General features: G+C 61.3%; 16 protein-coding genes. 5 read left to right on the top strand and 11 right to left on the bottom strand.

All coding sequences use genetic code 11. The features are described from left to right. Positions 1-218: 218 nt before the first annotated feature. The 5 genes from HBN98_RS16155 to HBN98_RS16135 all read left to right on the top strand — a co-directional run bounded on the left by HBN98_RS16155 (position 219) and on the right by HBN98_RS16135 (position 6,927). Positions 219-2,285 carry a type VI secretion system Vgr family protein gene (locus tag HBN98_RS16155; protein ID WP_083367384.1) on the top strand — a complete coding sequence of 689 codons (2,067 nt, stop codon included), beginning with the start codon at positions 219-221 and terminating at the stop codon, positions 2,283-2,285. Then, entirely contained in the window at positions 2,282-3,133 is an 852-nt protein-coding gene (locus HBN98_RS16150) for a DUF4123 domain-containing protein (protein WP_083367385.1), read from the top strand. The genes HBN98_RS16155 and HBN98_RS16150 overlap by 4 nt, the downstream gene beginning before the upstream one ends. After that, a complete protein-coding gene (locus tag HBN98_RS16145) occupies positions 3,130-3,903 on the top strand; it encodes a hypothetical protein (RefSeq protein ID WP_373292953.1) in 774 nt (257 codons plus the stop codon). The genes HBN98_RS16150 and HBN98_RS16145 overlap by 4 nt, the downstream gene beginning before the upstream one ends. A 69-nt stretch (positions 3,904-3,972) precedes the next feature. Further along, positions 3,973-4,728, top strand: a complete 756-nt coding sequence (locus HBN98_RS16140; protein ID WP_083369381.1) for a hypothetical protein — start codon at positions 3,973-3,975, stop codon at positions 4,726-4,728. A gap of 12 nt (positions 4,729-4,740) precedes the next feature. Continuing rightward, positions 4,741-6,927, top strand: a complete 2,187-nt coding sequence (locus HBN98_RS16135; protein WP_083367387.1) for a lipase family protein — start codon at positions 4,741-4,743, stop codon at positions 6,925-6,927. Positions 6,928-7,213: 286 nt separating this feature from the next. Here HBN98_RS16135 and HBN98_RS16130 read toward each other — a convergent pair whose 3' ends face one another. The 11 genes from HBN98_RS16130 to HBN98_RS16080 all read right to left on the bottom strand — a co-directional run bounded on the left by HBN98_RS16130 (position 7,214) and on the right by HBN98_RS16080 (position 21,656). Beyond that, a complete protein-coding gene (locus HBN98_RS16130) occupies positions 7,214-8,773 on the bottom strand; it encodes an efflux transporter outer membrane subunit (protein WP_169844062.1) in 1,560 nt (519 codons plus the stop codon). Beyond that, entirely contained in the window at positions 8,770-9,840 is a 1,071-nt protein-coding gene (locus HBN98_RS16125; protein WP_083367389.1) for an HlyD family secretion protein, read from the bottom strand. The genes HBN98_RS16130 and HBN98_RS16125 overlap by 4 nt, the downstream gene beginning before the upstream one ends. A gap of 26 nt (positions 9,841-9,866) precedes the next feature. After that, positions 9,867-11,405 (bottom strand): MFS transporter, encoded by a 1,539-nt coding sequence (locus HBN98_RS16120; RefSeq protein ID WP_083367390.1) that lies wholly within the window; start codon positions 11,403-11,405, stop codon positions 9,867-9,869. A 189-nt stretch (positions 11,406-11,594) separates the two neighbouring features. Beyond that, the gene (locus HBN98_RS16115; protein WP_083367391.1) at positions 11,595-12,512 is read right to left on the bottom strand and encodes a LysR family transcriptional regulator; all 918 of its coding nucleotides are present in this window, start codon (positions 12,510-12,512) and stop codon (positions 11,595-11,597) included. 173 nt (positions 12,513-12,685) lie between these two features. After that, positions 12,686-13,552 (bottom strand): ABC transporter permease, encoded by an 867-nt coding sequence (locus HBN98_RS16110; RefSeq protein ID WP_083367392.1) that lies wholly within the window; start codon positions 13,550-13,552, stop codon positions 12,686-12,688. A gap of 18 nt (positions 13,553-13,570) precedes the next feature. Next, on the bottom strand, positions 13,571-14,431 hold the full coding sequence (locus HBN98_RS16105; RefSeq protein ID WP_083367393.1) for an ABC transporter ATP-binding protein: 861 nt from the start codon (positions 14,429-14,431) through the stop codon (positions 13,571-13,573). Between the two features lie 5 nt (positions 14,432-14,436). Then, complete coding sequence (locus HBN98_RS16100) at positions 14,437-15,462, bottom strand: ABC transporter substrate-binding protein (protein ID WP_064585374.1); 1,026 nt, start codon at positions 15,460-15,462, stop codon at positions 14,437-14,439. Positions 15,463-15,480: 18 nt separating this feature from the next. Next, positions 15,481-16,377, bottom strand: coding sequence for a TauD/TfdA dioxygenase family protein (locus HBN98_RS16095; RefSeq protein ID WP_083367394.1), 897 nt, complete (start codon positions 16,375-16,377; stop codon positions 15,481-15,483). A gap of 370 nt (positions 16,378-16,747) precedes the next feature. Next, positions 16,748-18,115 carry an HlyD family type I secretion periplasmic adaptor subunit gene (locus tag HBN98_RS16090; protein WP_064585370.1) on the bottom strand — a complete coding sequence of 456 codons (1,368 nt, stop codon included), beginning with the start codon at positions 18,113-18,115 and terminating at the stop codon, positions 16,748-16,750. Next, the gene (locus tag HBN98_RS16085) at positions 18,105-20,261 is read right to left on the bottom strand and encodes a type I secretion system permease/ATPase (RefSeq protein WP_083367395.1); all 2,157 of its coding nucleotides are present in this window, start codon (positions 20,259-20,261) and stop codon (positions 18,105-18,107) included. Before HBN98_RS16085 ends, HBN98_RS16090 begins: the two co-directional genes overlap by 11 nt. 42 nt (positions 20,262-20,303) lie before the next feature. Further along, a complete protein-coding gene (locus HBN98_RS16080; protein ID WP_083367396.1) occupies positions 20,304-21,656 on the bottom strand; it encodes a TolC family outer membrane protein in 1,353 nt (450 codons plus the stop codon). Positions 21,657-21,858 lie beyond the last annotated feature (202 nt).

Raw genomic sequence — 21,858 nt, 5'->3', positions numbered from 1 at the left:
CAAATCACCTTCAACCGAAAATCCTGCGTTTCCACGGCTCGGTTAATGTGTATCTGCAATTTGGGAAGCGTCTGACATCATTTCTTCGGCGGCCTTGTTAGCGTTGCACGAAACTGGCTCCGAGACGTTTGTTTCGCGCAAGACCACGGAAGGTCGGCGCGCAAGCGTTGCATCGACGTCCGAGAGCCTGTGCCCCGTCACAGGACAAGGAATAAAGGATGTCGACCACCCGTGCCCGCTTCAGCCTTTCGCTCACCGACGTTAAACACGACCTGCAAGTCCTCTCCTTCACCGGCCACGAATCCATCAGCCAGCCCTACAGGTTCGAGGTCGAGCTGGTCAGCGAGCGCGCGAACCTGCGCCTTGAAAGCCTCATGCACCAACAGGCGTTCCTGGCATTCGACCTCGAAGGCCGTGGCATCCATGGCGTGGTCAATCGCGTCGCCCGCGGTGATAGCGGCAAACGCCTGACGCGCTACAGCCTGACACTGGTTCCGCGCCTTGCGTATCTGCAGCATCGTTTCAATCAGCGAATGTTCCAGCAGATGAGCGTGCCGCAGATCATCACCCGGATTCTGGGGAACAACGGCATTCAACCTGACCTGCACCGGTTTCATCTCGGTGCCGACTATCCGCCGCGCGAATACTGCGTCCAGGCGGAGTCGGACCTGCACTTCATCCAGCGCCTGTGTCAGGAAGAAGGCATTCACTACCACTTCCAGCACAGCCGGGAAAAACACCTGCTGGTGCTGGGCGACGACCAGACGGTCTTCCCGTGTCTGGACCGCCCCACACCCTACCGTCAGGACAACGGCATGGTCGCCGAAACGCCCGCGATCCAACAATTGCAGGTACGTGTAGAAACCCGCCCCACGGCGACCGCGCGCCGCGATCATGATTTTCGCAAGGCCCGCTTCATGCTGGAGGCGACCCACCAGCCCGACAGCGACGCGGCACGGCCGGTGCTTGAGGACTATCGCTATCCGGGGCGCTTCACCGATGGCGCGCGGGGCAAGCAACTGACCCACCGCGCCCTGGAACGTCATCGCGCCGACTATCTGCAGGCCCGTGGCCACAGCAATCAGCCAAGCCTGGTGACCGGGCATTTCCTGTCGATCACCGAGCACGCCTGCGAGGAAAACAACGGACTGTGGCTGCTGACCGCAGTCAATCACCGCGGCAAACAGCCCGCGGTACTGGAAGAAACGCTGGGCGAGGCGACCGCCGCCGCTGACGACGGCTTCGTTGAAGGCTACCGGAACGACTTTGTCGCCACGCCATGGGACGTGATCTACCGCCCGCCGCAATCATTCGTGAAGCCGCGAATTTTCGGCAGCCAGACTGCCGTGGTTACCGGGCCGGTCGGCGAAGAGATCCACTGCGACGCGTTCGGGCGGGTCAAGGTCCACTTCTACTGGGATCGCGAGAGCAGCCACGACGACCACAGCAGTTGCTGGCTGCGGCTGGCCTCGAATTGGGCCGGCAACGCCCATGGCAGCGTGACGCTGCCCCGGGTCGGCATGGAAGTGCTGGTCAGTTTTCTCGACGGCGACCCGGACCACCCGGTCGTCAGCGGCTGCCTGATCAACAGCGCCAACCCGGCCCCTTACGAACTGCCGGAACACAAAACCCGCAGCGTGTTTCGCTCGCGCAGTTCACCGGACAACGGCGGCTTCAACGAATTGCACGTGGAAGATCGCGCCGGTCGCGAGCTGATTTACCTGCGCGCCCAGCGCGACCTTGAACACAAGGTGGAAAACGACAGCCGCCTGAACGTCGGCAACGAACGCCACGAGACCATCAAGGGCCACAGCATCAGCGTGTTGCACGCCGAAGAACACCGCACTGTACACGGCGACCGCAAAACCCGGCTCCACGCCAGCGACCACCTGCATGTCAGCGGTGACAGCCATAGCCGTGTCGATCAGTTGCAGACGATCGAAGCCGGTCGGCAAATCCACCTCAATGCCGGTGATCATCTGGTACTCAACGCCGGCAACAGCATCAGCCTCACGGTCGGCGGCGAGCATCTGGTGATCGGTCACGGCGGCATTTTCAGCAGCAGTGCCATCCAGGTCGGCGGCAGTCCCAAGGCGGTCGCGCCGGCGCGGGTCTCGATGCCCGATGGCGTCGACGACCTGGCGGCCCCACCTCCATTGCCACCCGTGCTGGCGTCCACGCAACTCGCACTGCTGGCGGACAACAACGCAATGGGAGCGACGTTCTGCGCGCTTTGCGAAGCCTGCCGTGATGGCGTCTGCCTGCCACGGGAGAACGTCGCATGAACGACGCATTCCCGCGCCACTGGATGAACCGCCAATTCGCATCAGGGCATGGCCTGTATGTGCTGCTCGATTCGCAACAACAGGACGTTCGTCGGCTATTGCTGCAGACCAGCGACTTCGAGCATTACCGCATCCTCTACAAAGACACGCCCGCCGCCGAACTGGCGGACAACGGGCCGTTTGTTTTCGCCCTTGAACGGTACGACGACAAGCGCATTGCGCCGCTGCTCGCCCGCCCGCAGGACAACTGGGGCTGGCTGTTCAGCCTGCCTCAAAATTCCCTGTCCGCGTGGGTCGAGCACTGGCAGCAACGGCTGATCATCGGTGCCCGCCCACATCAGGCGCTGTATCGCTTTCACGACAACCGCGTGCTGACCCGGACATTGGCGTATCTGCCCACCGAAGACATCCCGGCCTACCTCGGCCCGACCCTTAGCGTGTGCTATTGGCAGGGCGCGAGCTGGGAGAGCAGCGACAACCCGGCGCCCGGCCGCCACCCGTTGCCGGAGTCTCCACCGTGGCTACAAACACCCGCACCTGCGGCGCAAACCCGCGAGATTCGCCAGCTCAATGCTCACCGTTTTCTGCTGGCCGAACACGAACAGGCCTACGCCGACCTCGCGCGAACACAGCCACCGGATATCTGGCTGCGTGAACGTCTCGAGCAGGCAGATGAATGGGGTTGGCAGACAGCGCAGCAGTTGGAGTTTTTGCTGATCCACAGCTTGCGAAGGCCTGCTCGCGGCGTTGATGCGCAATGGCAAGTGCGCCCCGGGGAAACGCCGCAGGAGCATTTCGAACGGGTGAGCCATTGGGTGCAAACGATGGGTGGAGAGGGCGCGCAGTGAAACGATTTCTTCGACATGCCGGGTGGGTGGGCTGCATGGGGATGTTGTTGGGTTGTGTGGCGAGTGCTCCTGACAGCTTCACCTTCACGGCTGATTTGCCGCCGGGGTTTGTTTATCAGGCTGTCGCCAAATACGAACCCGACATAGGTGAAACCTGCAGCGTTCCGGACGGCCGGAATACCGCTGTGGGGTACAACCTGCAGTGGCGTGAGAACTATGTGGCCGCCTCCGAAATAGCTATTCGCAGAACCGTGCGCGGCTGCCCGTTGGTGATTCGCAAAATTGATCTGGAAATCTACTTCGCCTATGGGAAAGACCGGGGTGACTTCGCGTCGGACTATGCCGCCGTCGCCATACGCGGTGAGCTGGAAGAAAAGTACAAGGGCACTTTCAACGAAACCGGTGAAAGCCGCTTTTACGGCCAATGTCAGTGGCTTTTCCGCACTTCGGGCAAACCACGCATCCTGCGAAAACTCCTCGACTGCAAAAAAACCGATGAGCTTGGCACGCTTGCACGTGGTCGCCCGTTTGCCGCCTACACCCTCGACCAACTGCCGGGAAAAACCGTGCGGATGAAGATCGAGTTGGCGGCGGAAGAAAGACCTGGTTGGGGAGACACCTGGGTCAAGGTACCCAACGGCTGGAAGCGCTGCATGGGCGAAAGCTTTGAAGACCAGCGTGCTTACTGCAACGGCAATTACACCGATTTCAGCACCTTCCAGATGGTCGATGGCCGCATCTGCACCATCTATCCCGGCTGCACGGAATAAGGAGCGTTCCACATGACGTCACTTGAAAAGACTTTGCACAACGGCCCCACCGGACCTCGCTTGCGATGCATGGCGGTGCTGGGTGGTTGCTTCGCTCTTATGGTCGGCTGCAAGAGCAGTCCGCCCAACAGCTTCACCTTCACGGCTGATTTGCCGCCGGGGTTTGCTTATGAAGCCATCGCCAAATACGTGCCCGCGAAGGGCGAAACCTGCACCGTCCCGGACGGGCGGAATACTGCGGTTGGCTACAACTTGAAGTGGCGTGAGCACTACGAGCCTGTTTCAGAAATTGCCATCTACAGGACGGTCAAAGGGTGCCCGTTGGTGATCCGGAAGATCGATCTGGTTATCCGGACTGCCTACGGAAAAGACTGGGGGGACAAGAGTGGAGACTTTGCAGCGGTCGTTGTACGCGAAGAGCTGGAGGCTCGTTACAAGGGTGTCTTCAATGCTGAGGCTGAAAGCCGCTTTTACGGCCGGTGTCAGTGGCTTTTCCGCACGATGGGACCTTACCGCCGCATCGTAAAACTCCTCGACTGCAAAAAAACCGATGAGCTTGGCGCGCTCGCACGTGGTCGCCCGTTTGCCGCCTACACCCTCGACCAACTGCCGGGAAAAACCGTGCGGATGAAAATCGATTTGGCGGCGGAAGAAAGGCCTGCCATCGGCAAGACCTGGATCAAAGTTCCTAACGGCTGGAAGCGCTGCATGGGCGACAACTTCGAAGACCAGTACGCCTTCTGCTTCGGCAACCACACCGATTTCAGCACCTTCCAGATGGTCGATGGCCGTATCTGCACCATCTATCCCGGCTGCACGGAATAAGGAGTGTTCCACATGACGTCAATTGAAAAGGACCTGCAATCACCGCTCAACAGCCGCCTGCTGAGTTGCCCCGCACAAGGTAACTGGAGCAGTTTTCAACTGGTCGATGAGTTTGGCTCGGGGGAAGCTTATGGGGGATTGGCCTATGTTGCGGTCGACTCAGAGGGACAAACATTCAATGGGTATCTGGATATCAACGGGATCGGCAAAGTCGACAGCTATTGTGCCGGGCCGATTGCCTTATGTTTCGATCAAGCTTACGAAGGTCAAGACAAGTTCTATAACTATTTGCAGGCTAGAACCCACTACCCCCTGAAAATCACCGAACTCCAGGTTCGCGCCGAACAAACCCGTTACCGCAATCCGGACGCCACCCGTAACCGCGAACAACCCGTACCGGACGGCGACGAATACATCCAGGTGGAGGTGCGCCATCTGGTCCGGCATGTCGCTCATCTGCCACCCGAGGTCTACCGCCACTACCCCGCCAACAGCGGCCTGTCAGCGATCATGGGCAAGCACGCAGAAGTCGGCGTCGCCCTGGCGTCGCGCAAACACACGGTGCTGGAAGTGCGTGCGTTGCGAGCCTTGCGCCCGATGCTGTCGACGGCGCCGGAGTTCTGCGCACTCAACCTCTACCAACTGGCGTTGATGGCCACCCTGAGTTACTGCCCTTTTGGCCAGAAACCCGCTACCGCGCCGATCAAGGAACCCTGGGTGACCTTCCCCGAACAACCCAGCGTGGGCAACTGGTTCGCCGATGCCTTGGCCAAATCCGACGAGTTGTGGCGCGTCGACGCCGCGCAAAGCAAAGCCTATTACCCCTTGTATGAAGACGTGGCGTATTCCAGAAGGCTGGAAATCGTGCCGTTCGACCCGACGCTGTATGAGGTCAATGATCCGGCCCTTGGGGAGGATCAGGAGCACCCCGAGAAGGTCCACTTTCTCGACGACAGGCACCTCGGGAAAGAAGCGACCGACACCCAGGCATTCATCACTCACACTGATGAGCTGATCCTGATCGCAGTACGCGGAACCTTCGAGATCATTCCTGATGGTTTGCGCGATGCCGATGCTTTCCAAGTGCCCTTTGAAGAAGGTGATGGCAACGTCCATCGCGGCTTTTATGAAGCAGCCAAAAAAGCAGCCGCTTTCGCTACTGACTATTTGGACAGATTCTACGCCGGCCAAAAACTACTGATCTGCGGCCACAGCCTCGGCGGCGCAATCACCCTGCTGCTCGCGGAAATGCTGCGCCGCCGATCAAATTTCACTTACAACATCCAGCTCTACACCTACGGCGCCCCCCGCGCCGGCGACACCGTCTTCACCAAAGCCGCCGCCCCACTGGTGCATTACCGCATGGTCAACCACAACGACCCGGTGCCCAGCGTGCCGGGCAGCTGGATGAACACCAAGGCCGGGGTTTACGGGCCTGGCGCGGCGTTGATGTTTACCAATGTGCCGGTCGGGCTGTCGGTGTTCGTCGCGGGGATTACCAACTGGACGGGGGAAGCCTACGATCACCATGGCACCCTGCATCACGCCATGCCGGTGGATTTCGGGCGTCAGCAGTCGTCTTCGATTCTGTGGGAGCCGGGCTGCGACACCATCGCCCAGCACGCGGCGTGCACCGTCGCACTACAGCAGAAAAACGGCCTGCCGGATCGTCCGGGATTGTTGCGGCAGCTCTTCAATGCCGGGCATCACTCGATGGTCGGCGGCTATGTCCCGGCGTGCTGGGCAGCCTTGCGCCGCTGGCAACAGGCCCATGAGGCGAATCACACGCGGGTCACTGACCGCGAGTTTGAATGGGTGGAGCAAGCGCTGGTGCGCATCACCCGACAATTGCGCGCCGCCCGCCAGGATCTTCTGGCCCGGCCAGAGGCCTACGTGCGCACCCAGGAGCGCACGATCGAGGCGATCAGCCACGAAGTCAGCCGCATCGAGATCACCCATGCGCGCCTCAGTGTGCTGCGGCATAAACGGGTCAGGGCAACGGACGTCTATGGCCTGCTCGCCGAACAGCCGGAGCTGCTCGCCGAAAGCGTGCAACGCTGGCACGCGCACCCGGAAAACCTCAAGGAAGAACAACTGGCGCAGGCACCGGACAACGCCAGCAACGATGCGCTGATGACCTCACTTTACGGGCACCCGATCGGCGCGCCGCACACGCTCGATATCGACTCGATCATCTAGCACACCCTCGCCTTCAGCTGACTGCACATCACACCTGTGGGAGCGAGCCTGCTCGCGAACGCGCTGGTTCATCCAGCGTCGTTGTTGGCTGACAGGACGCCTTCGCGAGCAGGCTCGCTCCCACAGAACTTGAAATCATCGCGACCTTTACTGACGGACAAATCAAAATCGAACACTTCGCAGGTTGAACAGGTATTGCCTATTTCAACCTGTGAAACTTCCCATTGACTGAATAGCCGCTGCTGCAGCAAATCGAATTCGCTGATCTGCTCCCGCTCGTGCAATCTCAGCGTTGCGCCATCTCCCCCGCCGGATACACCGACTCCCATCCCCCACCCAATGCCTTGTACAACCCGACCATCGCCAGCGACACCCCGGTCGAACTCTCTACCCACTGCTCCTGCGTCGCCAGCAACGCGCTCTGGACGGTGAGGACGTTGACGAAATCGACCACGCCTTCGACGTATTGCTGTTGCGCGGTGCGCAGGGCGATCTGGTTCTGGCGTACGGCTTCGGCGAGGCTGTCACGGCGGCGCTGGCTGGCGTTGTAGGCCGTCAGTTGGTCGTCGATTTCATGCCAGGCGCGCAGCACGGTTTGCTGGTAGGCGATGGCCGCTTCCTGTTGCTGGGCTTCGCGCAGTTGCAACATGCCACGCAGGCGTCCGCCGTCGAACAACGGCAGGCTGAATTGCGGGCCGATACCGAACGCGCGTGAGCCCCAGGAGCCGAAATCGCTGAGTTGCAGCGCCTGCGATCCGAGGTTGCCGGACAGGGTGATGCGCGGATAGAAATCGCCCTTGGCCACGCCGATGTTGGCGGTGGCGGCATGCAAGTGCGCCTCGGCCTGACGGATATCCGGACGGCGTTCAGCCAGTTGCGACGGCAGGCCGATGGCGACTTGCAGCGGCGACTGCGGTACCGCGGCGTCTGTGGATAACTCGTTGGCCAAGGCTTGCGGCGGTTCGCCCATCAGCAGGCTGATCGCGTTGATCAGTTGCGACTGACGTTGTTCGAGCGCTGGCAGACGCGATTCAATGGCCGCGACTTGCGCGGCGGCCTCGGCGACGTCCAGATCGGTCGCCACACCATCGTTGAGGCGCAACTGCGACAGCTTGAGGCTGTGGCGGGCGACATCGAGGTTCTGCTCGGTGACCGCCCGCGTGTTCTGCACGCCGCGCAGTTGAATGTAGTTCTGCGCGGTGTCGGCCAGGACCGCCAGCAACACGCCGCGACGATCGTTTTCCGCGACTTCGAGGTTGGCGTCGGCGGCTTCGGTTTCCCGGCGCACACGGCCCCAGAAATCCAGTTCCCACGAGGCCGAGAAACCGGCGTCCCACAGGTTGAAGGCGGAATCGCCGTTGTGCCCGGACGGGTCGCTCAAGCCTTTGCCGCTGTTGCGTTGGCGGGCGTAGCTGCCGGTGGCGGCGGTGTTTGGATAGCGATCTGCGGTGATCACCTGGCGTGCCGCGCGACTTTGTTCCAAGCGGCTGCTGGCCCGTTGCAGGTCAAGGTTGCTCCTCATCGCCCGCTGGGTGAGGGCCGAGAGCTGCGCATCGTGGAACACGTCCCACCAGCGTTCGTTCAGGGGTTCACTGACCACTTGGCTGGGGGCGGACTTGGCGGGTTTGGCCCATTCGGCGATTTGCGTGGCTTCGGGCTTGTGGAAGTCCGGGCCGACGGTGCAGGCGCTGAGGCCAAACAAGCTCACCACAACAAGTGCATGAAACAGACTTTTGTGGCCAGGGAGCTTGCTCCCGCTCGAGTGCGTGGCGCTCGCGATTTTCAGGGTCGCTGCGCAACCCAGCGGCAGCCAGCGCCCTCGCCACAGGTTTTTACGCGGAATCATCGCTGCGTCACCTCACGCACCGCCGGCGCCGAGCGCCGGGTATCAATGCTCGCCTCCACCGACATGCCCACCCGCAGCCGCTCGGCCAAAGGCTGGCCCGGTTCAAGCAGGATCTTCACCGGAATCCGCTGCACGACCTTGGTGAAGTTACCGGTGGCGTTGTCCGGTTTCACGGCGGCGAAGGTCACCCCGGTCGCCGGCGCGATACTTTCGACGCGACCGCTCAAGGCTTCGCCGCCGAGGCTGTCGACCCGCACTTCGACGGCCTGGCCCGGCTGCACGTTGGTCAGCTGGGTTTCCTGAAAATTGGCGATTACATACGCCTGGCGCAACGGCACCACCGCCAGCAACTTGCTGCCCGGTGTGACATAGGCGCCGACGCGCACTGCACGCTCGCCGACCATGCCGTCCTGCGGCGCCGTGATGCGCGTATAGGACAGTTCGAAACTGGCGATTTCCAGCGCCGCCTGGGCGTGTTTCAAACTGCCTTCGGCGGCATCGCGCTGCGCCGTGAGAATGTCCACCTGCTTGCGCTCGGCCGCCAGTTTCGCGCCGGCCGTATCCAGCCGTGCGCTCGCCTGATCGATGCGGGTACGCGCCTGCTGCGCGTTCTGCACCGTGCCGGCGCCGACACCCGCCAAATGGTTGTAGCGATTGAGTTCCTGCTGGGCGAAAGCCATTTCCGCCTTGGCCGAGACTACCGAGGCCTGGGCCTGAGCGATCACCGACGTCTGCCGCTCCAGTGTCGCCTTGGCGTTCTGCAACTGCGCGCGGGCGACCAGGGTTTGCGCGTCAGCGGCTTGCGCGGCGGCGCGCAGATCGCGGTCATCGATCAGCGCCAGCAATTGTCCGGCCTTGACCTGCTGGTTGTCTTCCACCAGCACTTGCTTGATGAACCCGGCCACGCGCGGCACCACCAGGGTGTAGTCGGCCGAGACGAACGCATCATTGGTGTTTTGCTGAGTGCGTTTACCGAACAGGCCGGGCATCGCCAGGTACACCAGCACGCCGACCGCCAATGCGGCGGCCACGGCCACCGCGAGTTTCTGCTTTGTTTGAGTCGTCATAAAAACCTTCTGTTTCAGTACAGCGATCAGGTCGGAGCACGGGGCGGAAAGATCCGCGTCGGCAGCCAGAAAATCAGCAGGATCAGCGTCACCGCGACGCCGGCCATGCACACATAGAGATCCGAGGAGGTCAGCACCACGGCCTGTTCGTGCAGGCGATGGGCGAGGCCCGGATCGCTGCGATCAGCCAACGGTGAATTGCCGAGGTTGTCGATCAACATGGTCGAGTGGAAATGCAGACGTGCGGTGGTCAGCGCTTCGATCACCCCGGTGGCGACCACGGCCGCCAAGCCTTTCACCGTGTTGAACCAGGCGGAGGCGAACGGCCCGTCCTGCGGCTGGATGCTGCCAGTGGACAACATCAACAGCGGCAGCACCGACATCGGCTGACCGAAGATCTGCAACCATTGCAGGACGTAGAAATTGTCGCGAATCCATTCCGATGTCAGCAGCGAGCCGCCCAGACAGGACAGCGTCAACATGCTCAAACCGATGCCAAGCACCCAGCGGCAATCGACCCAGCGCAGGTTGCACAGCGCCGCCACCAGCGGCAGCGCAATCAGCTGCGGCAATGCGGCGATCAGCATGATCGGCGCGGTCTGCACCGGGCGATAGCCCTGCACCTGCGCCAGATAGCTCGACGGAATCAGCACCACCGCCTGCAACACCACCAGCACCCCGGCGAGGCTCAGCAGCGCGAACGACAGGTTGCGGATGCCGAGCATCTGCAGCTTGAAAAACGGTATCGGCTGCGACCACTCGTTGATCAGAAACGCCACCAGCAACAGCGAACCGGCGCCGAGCAAGCCGCAGATCAGGTCCGACTCGAACCAGTCCAGCCGATTGCCCTGCAGCAAGCCGATCACCAGCATGCAGATCGCCGGAAAGCCCAGCAGCAGGCCCTTCCAGTTGAAGGTCTTGAGACGTTCCAGGCGCAGCGGATCCTGCGGAATGCCCCAGGCGACCATTGCCATCGCAATCAGGCACGGCACGATGATTTGCCAGAACGTCCATTGCCAGCCGACGTATTCGCTCCACAAACCGGCCAGCGGCGTGCCAAGGCCCGGGCCGAAAGTGGCCGTCAGCGCGTAACCGGCCAGGCCATAGAGCTTGAAATTGGCCGGCAGGAAACGCAGGGCCACGGTCATCAGCATCGGCGGCAACGCGCCGCCGGCCAGCCCTTGGAGGGTGCGCATCAGCAACAGGCTTTCGTAGTTCGGGGCGAACGGGCACAGCACGCCGAGCAGCGTGAACAGGCTGATCGCGCAGAGGGTGAAACGGCGCAGCGAGAACGTCACCGAGCACCACGGCGCGAACGCCATCGCCGCCACCGAGGTCGCGGCGTAACAGGCAACCAGCCAGGTGCCTTCGTCGTAACCGATGTTCAGCGCGCCACGGATGTCGGCGAGCGCGACTTTGGTCACCATCTCGTTGAGACCGGAAACCAGCACCGCCAGCAGTACACCGACCAGGCCCGTGATGATCCGCGCCCCGAACACCGGTGGCGTGGCCGCAGTCGCCGGACTGGCCGCAGCGATGGGCGCCGGGACCGTCAGGGATGTCATGAATACACACTCCGGTGGAAAAATACCGGAGCATCTTAGTCGGGCTTACTGCTGACGAAAATTGACTTATTGGCAGCTTATAAGTGCGTCAGACACAATTGTTAAAAGCAAAAGATCGCAGCCTTCGGCAGCTCCAACAGATAAATGCATTCCCTGCAGGAGCTGCCGAAGGCTGCGATCTTTTGACTTTCAGGGTTGGGCGGCCAACCAGGTTTCATCGCAACAGGCCTTGAGCGTTTCGCGCAGCCAGCGGTGCGCCGGGTCCTTGTCGAAGCGCGGGTGCCAGGCCTGGGTCAGCATCAGCGTCGGCAACGGAATTGGCAGGTCAAACGAGCGCAGCTTGAGGCCCAGTCGGCGCACGCTGAGCAGCGCTTCCTTGGGCACCGGCAGGATCAGGTCGGAATCGGGCAAGGCAAACATCGCCGCATGGAAGCTTGGCGCGATCACCGCCACCCGCCGCTCCAGGCCCAGAGCATTCAGCGCAGTATCGATGGGGCCACGAGCAATACCACGGCGCGACATGCTGATATGGGAAAAACCGGCATAACGCTCTGCAGTGATTTCGCCGTCGAGCAACGGATGATCCTCGCGCACCAGACCGACAAAATGCGTGGAAAACAGGTTTTGCACTTTGACTTCCGGGGTCACCGGGCGAGTGTTGCTGACGCTCAGGTCGATGCGCCCTTCGCGCAGCGCCTCATCGTCGCCATCGCCTTCCGGGACGAAGCGCAACTCGCAGTGCGGCGCCACCTGGTCGAGGGTGTCGAACAGCTTGCCGCCGTAGACGCCGATGAAAAAATCGTTGGCGCGGATGCTGAAACGTCGGCGCAGGGTACCGAGTTCCACCGTGTCAGCGGAGCGGAACAACAGCGCCGCCTGCTCGACCACATCGCGCACCTGCTCGCGCAACGCCAGCGCTTTGGGGGTTGGCACCAGGCCGCGACCGGCACGCACCAGGATCGGATCGCCGATGGCTTCGCGGATGCGTGTCAGGGTGCGGCTCATGGCGGCGGGGCTGAGGTTCATCCGCCGTGCAGCGCCTACCACACTGCCCTCGTCGAGCAAGGCGTCGAGGGCAACCAGCAGGTTCATGTCCGGAAGTTGCATGCAGAGCACTCGTGATTGATCAGGATTGATCTGCACGCAATGCTAGCAAACATTCAGCTAATGAGGCGGTGGCCGGAACGACGCTTTCGCGAGCAGGCTCGCTCCCACATGGGAATGCATTTCAAATGTGGGAGCGAGCCTGCTCGCGAAGAGGATGGTCGGCGCGCGACAAATCAGCGCTGCATGCCCCAACGCTTCACCGTCACCCGCTCCAACGTATCAAACACCAGGTTCTCCACCAGCAAGCCAATCAGGATCACCACCGCCAACCCGGCAAAGACCTTGTCGGTGTACAGCTCATTACGATTCTGGAAGATGTACCAGCCCAGGCCACCCTTGCCACTGGTCGCGCCAAACACCAGTTCAGCGGCGATCAGCGTGCGCCAGGCAAACGCCCAGCCGATTTTCAGCCCGGCAAGAATCGACGGCAGCGCCGCCGGGATCAGGATGAACAGCACGAACCGCATGCCCTTCAATCCATAGTTGCGCCCGGCCATGCGCAGGGTTTCCGAGACGCCGAGGAAACCGGCGTAGGTATTCAGCGCCAGCGCCCACAGCACCGAATGCACCAGCACGAAAATCAGACTGTTCTGCCCCAACCCGAACCAGAGCAAGGCCAATGGCAGCAAGGCAATCGCCGGCAGCGGGTTGAACATCGAGGTCAACGTACTCAGTAGATCGCGGCCAAACTGGGTCGATACCGCCAGCGTGGTCAGGGCAAACGCCAGCACGATGCCGATCAGGTAGCCCTTGATCAGCACCACCAAAGAGATCCACACCTTGCCCAGCAACTCGCCGCTGAGCAGGCCGCCGTACAACGCGTGACCGGTCTGCAGGAAACTCGGCAGCAGCAAGTCGTTGTTCTGCACCCTTGCGATCACTTCCCAGAGGATCGCCAGCAGGATCAGGATCAGGCTTTTGCGCAGCCAGCCCTGTTGCCACAGGCGTTGGCCCAGCGGCAATTCGCGCTCGAGGGGCACGCTGGTCAGCGGTTCAAGGACGGTTTCGAATTCTTGTCGTACAGACGATGGTTGGCTCATCGGGCAATCCTCCAGCGCTCAATAAGCGATGCGAATGTCGTTGAAGTGGTGGTCGCGCTCGGTTTCCGGCGACTGGCCTTCATCGAACAGCAAACGATGAATGCGCCGCGCCGATTCCTGAAACGCCACGCCACCGAGGCTTTGCAGATCGTATTGATGGCTGTGCACTTCAGCGCGCACCCGCCCCGGGTGGGGCGACAGCAGCAGGATGCGATTGCCGACCACCAGCGCCTCTTCGATCGAGTGCGTGACGAACAGCAAGGTGAAGCGCACTTCTTCCCAGAGCAGCAGCAATTCTTCCTGCATCTTGCGCCGGGTCAGCGCATCCAGTGCGGCAAACGGCTCGTCCATCAGAAGGATTTTCGGCTGCATCGCCAGCGCCCGGGCAATCGCCACCCGCGCCTTCATGCCGCCGGACAAGGTGTGTGGATAAGCGTCGGCGAACGCCGCCAGGCCGACCTTTTGCAGATAGTGCAGCGCGCGTTCCTCGGCGTCTTTTTTGTTCAAGGTGCGCGAGGCCAGCAGCGGAAACATCACGTTCTGTTTGACGGTTTTCCAAGGTGGCAGTTGATCGAATTCCTGGAACACCACGATCCGGTCCGGACCCGGCCCCTCGACCCGCTGACCTTGCAGGCGGATCTCGCCTTCACTCGGCGCGATGAAACCGGCGGCCGCTTTCAACAAAGTGGACTTGCCACAGCCGGACGGGCCGAGCAGCACAAAGCGGTCCGCCGGATCGATCTCGAAACTGACCTGATGGGTGGCTCGCACCACCCGTTGCGGGGTGCGGTATTCAAGGCTGACGTTGTCCACCGCCAGCAGCGCTTGCGTACTGGCGATCGGGTTGCTGGCCGCGTGGCCTTGCAAGGGGGCGTTCATCTCGATCAGCTCCCTTGCAGCGGTTTGGCGTCCTGGAAGAAGTAGTCCTTCCACGATTGCGGTTTGTTCTTGATCGCACCGACGCGGTAGAGGAATTCAGCCAGTGGATACGTATTTTTCGGCGTGACGCTGAATTCGAACTGCGGGTTGTCGATGATTTTCAGCAACTCGGCGCGATCGATCTTGGCCTTGGTCACGCGGATGTAAGTGTCTGCCGCCGCGCCTTTATCGTTCTGGGCGAATTGCGCTGCTTCGGTCAGCGCTTCGACGAAGGCCTTGTAGGTCTTCGGATTGTCGTTGCGGAATTTCTCGGTGGCGAACAGCACCGTCGGCGAGTTCGGGCCGAGGATGTCGTAGGAGTTGAGCACCACGTGCACGTTCGGATTCTGCAGCGCCTGATCCTGGAACGGCGGGTTGGAGAAGTGCCCGGTCAGCTCGGTGCCGCCGGCGATCAACGCAGCGGTGGCGTCCGGGTGCGGGACGGCGATGGTGTATTTGTCGAGGCGATTGAATTCCTTGTCCCCCCACTGCTTGGCCGCCGCGTATTGCAGGAAGCGCGACTGCACCGAAACACCCACCGCCGGCACCGCAATGCGGTCCTTCTCGGTGAAGTCGGCAATGGTTTTGACTTTGGGATTGTTGCTCACCAGGTAGTAAGGAAAGTTGCCCAGCGAGGCCACGGCCTTGACGTTCTGTTTGCCGTGGGTGCGATCCCAGATGGTCAACAGCGGCCCGACGCCGGCACCGGCAATGTCGATGGAACCGGACAACAGCGCATCGTTGACCGCCGCGCCGCCCGAGAGCTGCGTCCAGTCAACCTTGATGTCGATGCCCTCTTGCTTGCCGTACTTTTCGATCAGGCCCTGATCCCGCACCACGTTGAGCAATAAATAGACAATGCCGAACTGTTCGGCGATGCGGATTTCACCTTCGGCGTGGGCCACGGTCGGCGCCACGAGGCTGCCGGCAATCAGGCTGAAACCCAGACCGATGGCGGCGGCCAGCGGTGCAAATGGAAGACGTTTGGACATGATCGAATCTCCGGCAAATCAGAAAGGCGCGTCGCCCTGGATGGTGGTGCGATACAGCTTGCGGCGCAGGTGCGCAGGGCAGCCGGCGGCGAGGTGGATCAGCGAACGGTTGTCCCAGAACACCATGTCGTGGGGCTGCCACTGGTGGCGGTAAATGTTTTGCGGCAGCACGCTGTGGGCGTAGAGCTCGGCGAGCAGTTGTTTGCTCTCGTCCTCGGGCAAACCGACGATGCGTGTGGTGAAGCCTTCGCTGACGAACAACGCCTTGCGGCCGTTTTCCGGGTGGGTACGGACGATCGGGTGCACCACTTCGGCGACCTGCGCCAGTTGCTCCGGGGTCAGCGTCGGACGCCAGTTGCCTTCGAATTTGGTCTCGCTGTAACGCGCGGTATAGGAATGCGCAGCAGAGCGCCCTTCTACGGCTTTACGCAGCGCTTCGGGCAGGTTTTCCCAGGCTTTGTGCATGTCGGCAAACAACGTGTCGCCACCCTCGGACGGCAACTCCTGGGCATGCAGCATCGAGCCGAGACTCGGCAGCTCTTTGTAGGAGAGGTCGGAGTGCCAGAACTTGCCGGCATCGCCGAGGCCGATGTTCTGGCCGTTTTCGACGATATTGGAAACGATGAGGATTTCCGGGTGATTGGCCAGCAGGAATTGCTTGAGCACGTGGATCTGCAACACGCCGAAACGGCGGCTGAAGTCGATCTGCTGTTGCGGGGTGATGCGCTGGTCGCGGAACACCACAACGTGGTGATCCAGATGCGCGCGATGGATGCGGGCGAAGTCCTGGTCGTTGACCGGGCGGGTCAAGTCCAGGCCGATGATTTCGGCACCGACGGCACCACTGAACGGACGAATTTCGAAGGTTTGCGGCGCGGCAGTCGCGGCGCTTGGGGTGGCAGTAGCTGCGGACATCTTTCAATCTCCCACGCACGGCGCGCTCACGGGCGCGCACGTCGATCAGACACTCACGCTGGATTGCGTGTCGGTTCAGGTCGTGCGGCGCGCCGATTGGTCGGCAGGTACGCAGGGGATTGACTTTAAAGCTATAAGAACTGGAAATTAAATACCGTTAATGAATAACGATATGGCGGTTGGTGAGGAATGTACGGGATGGTGAGTGACGGTTTTTGTCACTTCCAGGCGTAATGTGGCAATTTCAATGACGGCATCGCTGGCAAGCCAGTTCCCACAGTTTCCGATGTCGAGCACACAATCGTGTTCCAACCGAAAACTCTGTGGGAGCTGGCTTGCCAGCGATGAGGCCATAAAGACCGCTAGAGCATTAACGCTCGTGCAACGCCTCGGCCCGTGCACGAATGATCGGCTTGAGCAGATAGCTCAATACCGATTTCTTGCCGGTGATGATGTCCACCGATGCGACCATCCCCGGGATGATCAGCAATGGCTTCTCATCGGTGCCCAAGTGGCTGCGCTCGGTGCGCACCTTGATGATGTAGTAGGTGGTTTTTTTGTCTTCGTCGGTGATGGTGTCGGCACCGATCTGCTCGAGCTTGGCTTTCAGTCCACCATAAATGGTGTAGTCATACGCGGTGAATTTGACGATCGCTTCCTGCCCCGGGTGGAGGAAGGCGATGTCCTGCGGTCGGATCTTGGCTTCGACCAGCAGGGTGTCGTCCAGTGGCACGATTTCCACCATGTCGCTGCCGGGCTGGATCACACCGCCAATGGTATTGACCAGCAACTTGTTGACGATGCCCCGCACGGGCGAGGTAACCAGTGTCCGGCTGACCCGGTCTTCCAGTGCCTTGCCGGTGGCCTGGGCCTTGTTCAGGTCAGTGCGCGCTTCATTGAGCTGCGTGAGCGCATCGCTGCGAAATTTGCCGCGAGTCTCGTCGATCTTGCGTTGTACTTCCTTGATGGCCGATTCCGCGCGCGGAATCGCCAGAGTGGTGGCATCGAGCTGACCACGGGTTTCGACTTCGGCACGCTTGAGCCGCAGCACTTCCACCGGTGATACCGCGCCCTGGGCTACCAGCGGCTCGGACATGTTGATTTCCTGGCGTTGCAGGCCCAGTTGCTGGCGATACTGCGCCTGCTTGGAGCTGAACTCGCGCAGCTCTTGCTGACGCTGGATCAATTGCTCCTGCAAACCACCGATCTCGTCGTGCAACTGCTGGCGGCGGCTGATGTACAGCGACTCTTCGCTTTTCGCCTGGCCCGGCACGGCTTTGAGCACGTCTTCAGGGAAATTCAGCGGGCGGTCATCGACCTCGGCGCTCAGACGCTCGACGCGCAGCAGCATCGACAGCCGATCAGCCTCGGTTTCGCCGACGTTGGAAGCAAATCGCGTGTCGTCCAGGCGAATCAGCGGTGCGCCAGCCTCGACGATCTGGCCTTCCTTGACGAACAGTTCGGAGACGATCCCGCCCTCGAGGTTCTGGATTTTCTGGATCTTCGACGACGGAATCGCCTTGCCGTCGCCCTTGGTCACTTCGTCGATCACGGCGAAATGCGCCCACAGCATCAGGAACACGAAGAAGCCGATGATCGCCCAGATGGTCAGGCGCACGACGCGCGGGGCGTCCTCGATCAGCGCCTTGTTGACCTCCGGCAGCGGCTGGCCCTGCAACGAGGCAGAACCCTTGAAGTAGCGACGGATCGACTCTTTGACACCCGACTTAAGCAACACTGATCTGCCCCTTCTTCAACGCTTCCATCACGGCGGCTTTCGGGCCATCGGCGAGAATCTGTCCACGGTCGACCACCAGCAGCCGGTCGACCAGCGACAGCAGCGAGGCCCGGTGCGTCACCAGCACCACGGTCTTGTTTTCAACGACGGCGGCCAGACGTTGTTTGAGGCGTTCTTCGCCGGTGTTGTCCATGGCACTGGTCGGTTCGTCGAGCAGCAGGATCGGCGGATTGAGCAGCAGCGCCCGTGCCAGCGCGACGTTCTGCCGTTGGCCGCCGGACAGGTTCTGCCCGCGCTCGCCGACTTGCAGCTCGTAGCCTTGCGGGTGCAGGCGGGCGAATTCGTGGACGCCGGCCAGTTCGGCCGCCTGCAGCACCAGTTCGTCTTCGACATAACGCGCGCCGGAGACCAGGTTGTCACGCAGGGTGCCGGCCAGCAGCTGGATGTCCTGCGGCACGTAGCCGATGTTGTAGCGCAGCTCGCTGACGTCGATCTGGCGGATATCCACACCGTCCACCAGCAACGCGCCGTCGTCCGGCTGATACAGGCCCACCAGCAGTTTCGCCAGCGAACTCTTGCCCGAACCGCTGCGACCGATGATGCCGATCTTCTCGCCGGGACGGATCACCAGGTTGATGTTCTTCAGCGCCGGATTCTGTTGTTCCGGGTAGGTGAAGTTCAGCTGACGGCATTCGATCGCCCCCTGCAGCACCTTGCGGCTGAGCGGACGCTCTTCGAAATTGCGCTCCTGCGGCAGCTCCATCATCTGGTCGACCGAGGTCATGGTCACTCGTGCCTGCTGGTAGCGGGTCAACAGACCGGACAGCGAGGCCAGCGGGCTGAGTGCGCGGCCACTGAGCATGTAGCAGGCAATCAGGCCGCCCATGCTCAGGTTGCCGGCGATGATCTGGTACACGCCGAAGACGATCATGATCACCCCGGCCAGTTGCTGGATCAGCAGGGTGATGTTCATCGCCAGACCGGAAAGCATCTTCACTCGCAGCTCGAGGCGGCTGAGGGTGCCGATGGTCTGCTCCCACTGGTATTGGCGTTCGCTTTCGGCGTTGTTGACCTTGACCGCGTCGAGGCCGGCGAGGGTTTCGATCAGGCTCGACTGCCGCTCGGCGCCCAGGGCCATGGTGCGCTCCATGGTCGCGACCAGCGGCTTCTGCAACGCATAGCCGATCAACAGCGCAATCGGGAACGCCAGCACCGGAATCCACACCAGATGCCCGCCGAGAATGGCGATGACAATGAAGATCAGAATGGTGAACGGCAGGTCGATCAGGCTGGTCAGGGTCAGCGAGGCAAGGAAGTCGCGCAGGCTCTGGAACTCATGAATGTTCTGCGCAAAGCTGCCGACCCGCGCCGGGCGGTATTTCATGGCCATGCCGACGATGCGCTCGAACAGCGTCGCCGAGATGATCAGGTCGGTTTTCTTCCCGGCCAGATCCAGGCACAGACTGCGCAGGCTTTTGAGGATCAGGTCGAACAGGTAGGCGCCGGTGATGCCCAGTGCGAGCACCCACAGGGTCGCTTCGGCCTGGTTCGGCACCACACGGTCGTAGACGTTCATCACGAACAGCGGCGCGGCCATGGCGATGATGTTGATCAGGAAACTGGCGGCGATCGCATCGGCATACAGCCAGCGCGAACGCTTGAGGGTGTCGCGAAACCATGAGCGCGCGCGCGGGATCAGCGTACCGTGGTTGACGTCGAATTTGTGCTGCGGCTGGGCGAAGAACACTTTGCCGGTGTAGTCGTCGGCCAGCAGTTCGCGGCTGACCACCGATTCGCCGCCGTCGCTTTCGCTGAGCAGCACCCGGGCTTCGTTCTCGCCTTGCCAGCCGAGCAGGACGGCGCTGCGGCCTTCCTTGAGCAGCAACAGCGCCGGCATGGCAATCGCCGGAATTTCTTCCAGCTTGCGTTGCAGCACCCGACCCTGCAGGCCGGCGCGAGCCGCTGCGCGGGGCAGCAACTCGACACTCAGGCGCTGCTTGGGCAGCGGCAGACCGGTGGTCAGCATCGCCGCACTGGCGGGTTTCTGATGCAGCATGCACAGAGCAAGCAGACCATCCAGTAACGGATCGTCGTGCATCGCGCGCGGATCATGAATGAGTTGAACTCGACTGACTTCTGATTCCACGCTCGGCACTCTTGGCTAACAATTGAACAATGAAGGTTCTGCTCAATTCATACCGGGCAGTTGAACCTTCGGCTTCACATCGTTCTGCACGACGGATGCCAATGGCGCGACCACTCCCTGGCTCTTGAGCAACTCGCCCATGGTCGCCTTGATTCGATACTGAGTAAATAACTGAATGTTCTTGATTTCGGCCAAACGGCGCGAAGCGGTGAACAACTCGTTTTCACTGTCGAGCAAATCCAGCAGGGTCCGCTCGCCGAGGCTGAACTGACGCTGGTAGGCGGTGCGCACGGCGGTGCTGTGATCAACATATTGCTGAGCGATCGGCACCTGAGCGTTGGCGTTGTTCAGGGCGTTCCAGGCCAGACCCAGTTCTTCGTTCAACTGGCGCAGGGCGTTGTTGCGGATGTCCAGCGCCTGGTTCGACAGGTACGACTTGGACTCCAGATCCGCTTTGTTGCTGCCACCCGAGTACAGGTTGAAGCGCATGCGCAGCATGGCCTGCCACTCGTTGTTGTGACCGTTCTGGCCGTCCAGGTCGTTGTCGGCGGTGCGGCCCAGTTCGGCGTCGAAACGCGGGTAGAAGGTCGACTTGGCGGTTTCGTACTGTTTCTCGGCCGCAGCAATGTCGGACTCGGCCGAACGCAGGATCGGGCTGTTTTCCAGCATCTGCGTACGGGCTTCATTGAGGTTGGCCGGCATCATCGCCATGAACGGCGCCGGGCGCTCCAGCTGGTCAGGCATCTGGCCGACGGCGCTGAGGAAGTTGGTCTCGGAGTCGGCGAGGTTGGTTTGTTCGGTGATCAGGTTGTTACGGGCCTGGGCCATGCGCGCTTCGGCCTGGTCGAGGTCGGCGCCGCTGCCGACGCCGCGTTGGGTGCGCAGCTGGATCTGGTCGTAGATGCGTTGGTGGCTCTTGAGGTTTTCCTCGGCCAGGCGCACGAATTCGCGGCGGGTCAGCACATCCAGATAGACCTGGGCCACGGTCAGCGCGGTGCGCTCGGAAGTCCCCAGCAACGAGTAGGCGCGGGAGTTGACGGTGGCTTGTTGACGCCCGACTTCGCTGGAGGTCGCAAAACCGTCAAAAACCATTTGCGAGAGACGTAAACTTGACTCGCCACGGGTCAGGGTTTCGTAGTGATTGCTCCCGCCATTGGCGCGGGTGGTCACGCTGTCGGTGCCTTCACGGCCATAACCGCCCAGCAGGTCGACCTTGGGCAGGTATCCACCTTTGGCAGCCTTTAACTGATAATCCGCGGCCAAACGACTGTTGACCCCTGCCTGGATTTCCGGATGGACATCCAGTGCCTGTTGCATCGCTTCAGGCAAGGTTTGTGCTTGGACGAAAGAGGCGGCGAGGGCGAACGGTAGAGCCTTGAACAGATGCAAACGCATGGTAAAGATTTCCCAGGACTTCTTGTCTTGAATCACAGCTAAACGTGCTGCTGCGTCGGATGATTGGCAACCGGAATGACCGTATGTCGGAAAGTTCAAAATAGGAACTGGATCACACGCTGAGGGACAGGTCGCCGCGGAAATATCAATGTGACATTAGTGGGGCGATTGTTTAGGATGGCACCCAGAAGGTCAATAGTTT

This window comes from Pseudomonas koreensis (assembly GCF_012986595.1).
Lineage (GTDB): Bacteria > Pseudomonadota > Gammaproteobacteria > Pseudomonadales > Pseudomonadaceae > Aquipseudomonas > Aquipseudomonas koreensis.
The sequence above is the reverse complement of the archived record's forward strand: the minus strand, read 5'-3'. Positions and strand labels throughout refer to the sequence as shown.

Excerpts from the sequence above, each read along its gene's own strand:
- HBN98_RS16120 (WP_083367390.1), bottom strand. The coding sequence starts at position 11,405 with ATGACATCCCTGACGGTCCCGGCGCCCATCGCTGCGGCCAGTCCGGCG.
- HBN98_RS16130 (WP_169844062.1), bottom strand. The coding sequence starts at position 8,773 with ATGATTCCGCGTAAAAACCTGTGGCGAGGGCGCTGGCTGCCGCTGGGT.
- HBN98_RS16125 (WP_083367389.1), bottom strand. The coding sequence starts at position 9,840 with ATGACGACTCAAACAAAGCAGAAACTCGCGGTGGCCGTGGCCGCCGCA.
- HBN98_RS16110 (WP_083367392.1), bottom strand. The coding sequence starts at position 13,552 with ATGAGCCAACCATCGTCTGTACGACAAGAATTCGAAACCGTCCTTGAA.
- HBN98_RS16155 (WP_083367384.1), top strand. The coding sequence starts at position 219 with ATGTCGACCACCCGTGCCCGCTTCAGCCTTTCGCTCACCGACGTTAAA.
- HBN98_RS16115 (WP_083367391.1), bottom strand. The coding sequence starts at position 12,512 with ATGCAACTTCCGGACATGAACCTGCTGGTTGCCCTCGACGCCTTGCTC.
- HBN98_RS16095 (WP_083367394.1), bottom strand. The coding sequence starts at position 16,377 with ATGTCCGCAGCTACTGCCACCCCAAGCGCCGCGACTGCCGCGCCGCAA.
- HBN98_RS16100 (WP_064585374.1), bottom strand. The coding sequence starts at position 15,462 with ATGTCCAAACGTCTTCCATTTGCACCGCTGGCCGCCGCCATCGGTCTG.
- HBN98_RS16080 (WP_083367396.1), bottom strand. The coding sequence starts at position 21,656 with ATGCGTTTGCATCTGTTCAAGGCTCTACCGTTCGCCCTCGCCGCCTCT.
- HBN98_RS16140 (WP_083369381.1), top strand. The coding sequence starts at position 3,973 with ATGGCGGTGCTGGGTGGTTGCTTCGCTCTTATGGTCGGCTGCAAGAGC.
- HBN98_RS16150 (WP_083367385.1), top strand. The coding sequence starts at position 2,282 with ATGAACGACGCATTCCCGCGCCACTGGATGAACCGCCAATTCGCATCA.
- HBN98_RS16105 (WP_083367393.1), bottom strand. The coding sequence starts at position 14,431 with ATGAACGCCCCCTTGCAAGGCCACGCGGCCAGCAACCCGATCGCCAGT.
- HBN98_RS16135 (WP_083367387.1), top strand. The coding sequence starts at position 4,741 with ATGACGTCAATTGAAAAGGACCTGCAATCACCGCTCAACAGCCGCCTG.